The 4,266-nt window shown below is 69.7% G+C and carries 6 protein-coding genes; 4 read left to right on the forward strand and 2 right to left on the reverse strand.

All coding sequences use genetic code 11. The features are described 5' to 3' along the window. Window positions 1-83 precede the first annotated feature (83 nt). Both BEMPMBAN_RS29820 and BEMPMBAN_RS29825 read left to right on the forward strand, forming a co-directional pair. A complete protein-coding gene (locus BEMPMBAN_RS29820; protein ID WP_200846169.1) occupies window positions 84-434 on the forward strand; it encodes a metallopeptidase family protein in 351 nt (116 codons plus the stop codon). Window positions 435-500: 66 nt separating this feature from the next. Continuing rightward, window positions 501-707, forward strand: a complete 207-nt coding sequence (locus BEMPMBAN_RS29825; RefSeq protein ID WP_159235072.1) for a hypothetical protein — start codon at window positions 501-503, stop codon at window positions 705-707. On the opposite strand, the gene BEMPMBAN_RS29830 is transcribed toward BEMPMBAN_RS29825, so the two are convergent. Next, window positions 687-1,400, reverse strand: a complete 714-nt coding sequence (locus BEMPMBAN_RS29830; protein WP_159235073.1) for a histidine phosphatase family protein — start codon at window positions 1,398-1,400, stop codon at window positions 687-689. The genes BEMPMBAN_RS29825 and BEMPMBAN_RS29830 overlap by 21 nt on opposite strands. Next, window positions 1,397-2,332, reverse strand: coding sequence for a prephenate dehydratase (gene pheA, locus BEMPMBAN_RS29835; protein WP_159235074.1), 936 nt, complete (start codon window positions 2,330-2,332; stop codon window positions 1,397-1,399). Before pheA ends, BEMPMBAN_RS29830 begins: the two co-directional genes overlap by 4 nt. Window positions 2,333-2,444: 112 nt before the next feature. Between pheA and BEMPMBAN_RS29840 the strand changes: the two genes are divergently transcribed. Then, window positions 2,445-3,257 carry a DUF2470 domain-containing protein gene (locus BEMPMBAN_RS29840; RefSeq protein ID WP_159235075.1) on the forward strand — a complete coding sequence of 271 codons (813 nt, stop codon included), beginning with the start codon at window positions 2,445-2,447 and terminating at the stop codon, window positions 3,255-3,257. 38 nt (window positions 3,258-3,295) lie between these two features. Then, window positions 3,296-4,063, forward strand: a complete 768-nt coding sequence (locus BEMPMBAN_RS29845) for a CPBP family intramembrane glutamic endopeptidase (RefSeq protein ID WP_159235076.1) — start codon at window positions 3,296-3,298, stop codon at window positions 4,061-4,063. Window positions 4,064-4,266: the final 203 nt, after the last annotated feature.

Below are 4,266 nucleotides of genomic sequence, written 5' to 3' on the forward strand. Positions count from 1 at the left end.
CGCCACCCCCGCCGCCGGCGGCTCCCGCGCCGCTGTTGCCGCCCGCGCCGCCACCACCGCCACCCCCGCCGGGGATCTAGCCCGTGACCGTGCGGATGACCCCGCAACGGTTCGAAGAGTTGGTTGGTGACGCCCTCGACCTCGTCCCCCCCGATCTGGCCTCGGCGATCGACAACGTGGTGATCCTGGTGGCCGACCGGAATCCCGACGAACCGGAACTGCTCGGCCTCTATGAAGGCGTCGCGTTGACCGAACGTGACTCGTGGTACAGCGGCTCGCTGCCCGACACCATCACGATCTATCGTGAGGCGCTGCTGGACATCTGCGGTAGTGATGCCGAGGTGGTCGACGAGGTCGCGATCACGGTGATCCACGAGATCGCGCATCACTTCGGCATCGACGACGACCGGCTGCACGAACTGGGGTGGGCGTGATCAGCGCTCGCGCAATCCAGCGCGCGGCACCCCGACTTCGTCGGTCCGCAGTGCTATGAACGGGTCATGACCAGTGAATGCCGCGCCTGCCTGGCAGGCCTGGAACACTGCCACGGGGCACTGATCCACCACGCCTACCTGCGTGCGGAATGCACCGAGGTGGACTGTTACCTCCCTGATGGTGCGCACCTCATGCACCTGGACTGCACCGCTGTCGGCTGTGCGTGTGACGAGGTCGCCTCGGGTGCGGTTTCAGCCCATCGGTTCGGCTGACCGCGACGTGTCCTCCGTGGTCGCCACCGCGGAGGCACCGGATTCGAACGGTGGGGTCAGCAGGCCCCACTGCACGCAGTTCCACCGGCCATCGGCGGCTGGGGCCAGCACCACTGATTCGGTGTTGGCGAGGTGGTGGTCGAGGGCGAACTGACTGTCGACGCCCGCCAGCACCGCCGAGACGAACCGGATGGCGGCGCCATGGCTGACCACCACGATGTCACCGGGGAACGTGTGGTCCTCGAGATACCGGAGCCTGAGTTGTTCGACCACGGGCAGGTAGCGGTCGAGCACCTGCTGGGCCGTCTCACCGCCGGGGAGGGCGAGCGCGTGCTCCCCGGCGTGCCAGCGGCGGTAGACGGCGTTGAACTCATCGTGGGCATCTGCGTCGCTGCGGTTCTCCAGCTCACCGACCTGGACTTCGTGGATGCCTTCGAACTTGTGCATTCCGGCCGCAAGCGTGACCCCGCCGGTCGCGCTGAGGACTGTGGATATCTCTGAGGCGGTCTGCACCGCCCTGGTCGCGATCGAATGGGCGATCATCGCCGGTGGCCGCGGCAGCGCACGGGCGAACGACCTGGCCTGATCGCGGCCGAGGTCGGTCAGTTCGGCGCCCGGCGGCCGGGTGTCGAGGCGGCGGTCGACGTTGCCGTGCGTCTGCCCGTGCCGCACCAGCACCAAGCGCCCGCTCATGCTCTGCCCTCCCGCAGCCGGTCCAGCCACGCCACTGCCTCGTCCATCTGCGGCGGGGCCGCCCCCACCACCTCCCCCGTCGGCCACGAGCCCAGGTAGCGCACATCGGCGCAGCGTCGGTGCAACGCGCGCAGCGCCTCGGCCACGGAGCTGTCGTCGATGTGCCCCACGAAGTCGAGGAAGAAGATGTAGGTGCCCAGCTCGGTGCGGGTCGGTCTGGACTCGATCCGGGTGAGATCGATGTCGCGGATCGACAGCTCCGTGAGCGCGGCGACCAGAGCCCCGGGCACATTCTCCAGCCGCAGCACCACCGACGTCCGATCGGTGCCGGTGCTCGCCGGCGGCGGTCCGGGGGCGCCGACGAGGACGAACCTGGTGCGTGCGTTGCGTTCGTCGACCACCCCTGCCGCCAACGCCTCCAACCCGTAGCGCTGTGTGGCCAGGGCGGTGCTCACCGCCGCGTCCGCCCTGCCGGCCGCGACGTCCTGCGCGGATGCGGCATTCGAATTGGCCGGCACGAGTTCGGCTTTCGGCAGGTGCTCGGCGAGCCACCGCCGCACCTGGGCGGCGGCGACGGGAAACGCGGCCACGGTCTGCACATCCGAATCCGTCGTTCCGGGACGGACCGCGATGGTGAACGACACGTCCAGCGTCAGTTCGGCGTAGATCTGTACGGGCGTTCCCTCGGCGAGGCTGTCGAGGGTCGGCAGCACCGAGCCTTCGATCGAGTTCTCGATCGGGACACACGCGAACTCGGCTTCGCCGGAGCGGACGGCAGCCAGTGCGGCCGCGGTGCTGTCGGTGGCAATTGGCATGACGGACCCCGGGTCACCGCCGGGACCGGTGGGAGGAATCAGCCCGTTGGTCGCGATGAGGCGGAGGGCGGCCTCGGTGAATGTCCCCTCGGGGCCGAGATACGCGATGCCAGGCACCGCTTCAGCGTATCGGGTCACCGCGGTAATCCCATTCCGCTGCGCGAAAGCCTTGCGGGGACCCGCGATGATTAGTTAAGTTAGGCTCACCTTACCAATGAAAGGTGGCGAGATGGCCCTTCCTGCACCGACCACGGCACCCACGACGGCTGAGCGGATCCGCAGCGCGTGCGCCCGGGCCGGCGGCGCCATGCTGGCCGTCGAGGGCCTCGAGCCCGCGCCGACGCCCGTGCACCATCTTCTCGACGACGGTTCGTTCGCGACGACCGTGCCGGTCGACTCGGCGCTGGCCGCGACGGCGGTCTCGGCGGGGGCCGCGGGGGTGCACGCGGTGCTGGAGCTGACCGACCACGCGCCGCTCCCGTTGCGGGAGCCGGTGCGTTCACTTGTCTGGATCCAGGGCAGGCTGCGCGATGTCCCGATGCGTGAGGTACCCGCACTGCTCGACCTGGTCGCCGCCGCTGAGCCCAACCCCGCTCTGCTGCAGGTAAATTCCGGAATCACCGACTCCGGCACCACCACAGAACCGGAGATCCGCTACGCGTTGCTGCGCCTGGAGATCGAGTCGATCGTGGTCGCCGATTCGACCGGCGCGGAGTCCGTCCCGCTCAGCGCACTGCTGGGTGCCGACCCGGATCCATTCTGCGCCATGGAGTCCTGCTGGTTGCAACACATGGAGTCCGCGCACCGCGACGTGGTCGACCGGCTCGCGAGCCGACTGCCCATGACGCTGCGCCGTGGCCGGGTCCGGCCGCTGGGCCTGGACCGCTACGGCGTGCAGTTGCGGGTCGAAGGTGACGACGGTGACCACGACGTACGACTGTCATTCGCCAAGCCCGTGGACGACGTCACCGGGCTCAGCCAGGCGATTCGGGTGCTGATGGGCTGCCCCTTCCTCAACGGGTTGCGCGCGCGCGGCGTCTGAGCGCCCCCCGGTTCCCGCGCCCGGCTACCGTGGCTGCGGTGACCGGCCCCGACGACGAACCGACCGACGCCCAGCGGCGGGCGCTGCGGATCGAGATCGCCGTCGTGTTGGCGGTCACGTTCGCCCTCAGCGCCTACACCGCGCTGCTGAGACTGACCGAAGGGGTACTGCTCGGCCTGTCGGGGCAGACGGTGGCCCTCAACCCGCGGCGCTCCCCCTTCGACCTCATCGATCTCGGGCTGAGCCTGGCCGGCCTGTTCCAGCTGTTAGCTTGGGGAGCGCTGGCGCTGTACCTGCTGTGGCGCAGCGGTTACGGTCCCGAGCGGGTCGGACTGGGACGCATCCGGTGGCGTCCCGACGTCCTCGGCGGCCTCGGCCTGGCCACCCTCATCGGCGTCCCGGGCCTGGCGCTGTACCAGATCGCCCGGCTCCTCGGGGCCAACGCCGCGGTGGAACCCGCCGAACTGAACGACACCTGGTGGCGCATCCCCATGCTGTTGTTGCTGGCCTTCGGCAACGGGTGGGCCGAAGAGGTGGTGGTCGTCGGTTTCCTGCTCACCCGGCTGCGGCAGCTGCGGGTCAACCCGTGGGCCGCCCTGGTGATCTCGAGCCTGCTGCGCGGCGCATACCACCTGTACCAGGGCTTCGGCGCGGGCCTGGGCAACCTCGCGATGGGGTTGGTGTTCGGCTACATCTGGCAGCGCACCGGCCGGTTGTGGCCGTTGATCATCGCGCACACGCTGATCGACGTCGTGGCATTCGTCGGATATTCGCTGCTCGCCGGTCACCTCGGCTGGCTGCAGTAGGACGTACATTCTTGCTGTGACCGACAAGCGGCCGCCTTTACCGGGGCCGACGCCACCACCGCCTCCCTCGCGAGGGGCACCGGGTCGCCGTGAACCACCCCAGGTGCTCCGGCGTGACCCGAACTACCGGCCTGCCTGGCCGCCGAATCCGGCCACGCCGCCGCGCAGGCCCCCGCCACCGCCGTCGCGCCAGTCCCCACCAC

The organism is Mycolicibacterium austroafricanum, from assembly GCF_902705885.1.
Lineage (GTDB): Bacteria > Actinomycetota > Actinomycetes > Mycobacteriales > Mycobacteriaceae > Mycobacterium > Mycobacterium vanbaalenii_A.

Bases quoted from the DNA above. Each gene is read 5' to 3' on its own strand.
- BEMPMBAN_RS29840 (WP_159235075.1), top strand. From the start codon at position 2,445: ATGGCCCTTCCTGCACCGACCACGGCACCCACGACGGCTGAGCGGATC.
- BEMPMBAN_RS29830 (WP_159235073.1), bottom strand. From the start codon at position 1,400: ATGAGCGGGCGCTTGGTGCTGGTGCGGCACGGGCAGACGCACGGCAAC.
- BEMPMBAN_RS29825 (WP_159235072.1), top strand. From the start codon at position 501: ATGACCAGTGAATGCCGCGCCTGCCTGGCAGGCCTGGAACACTGCCAC.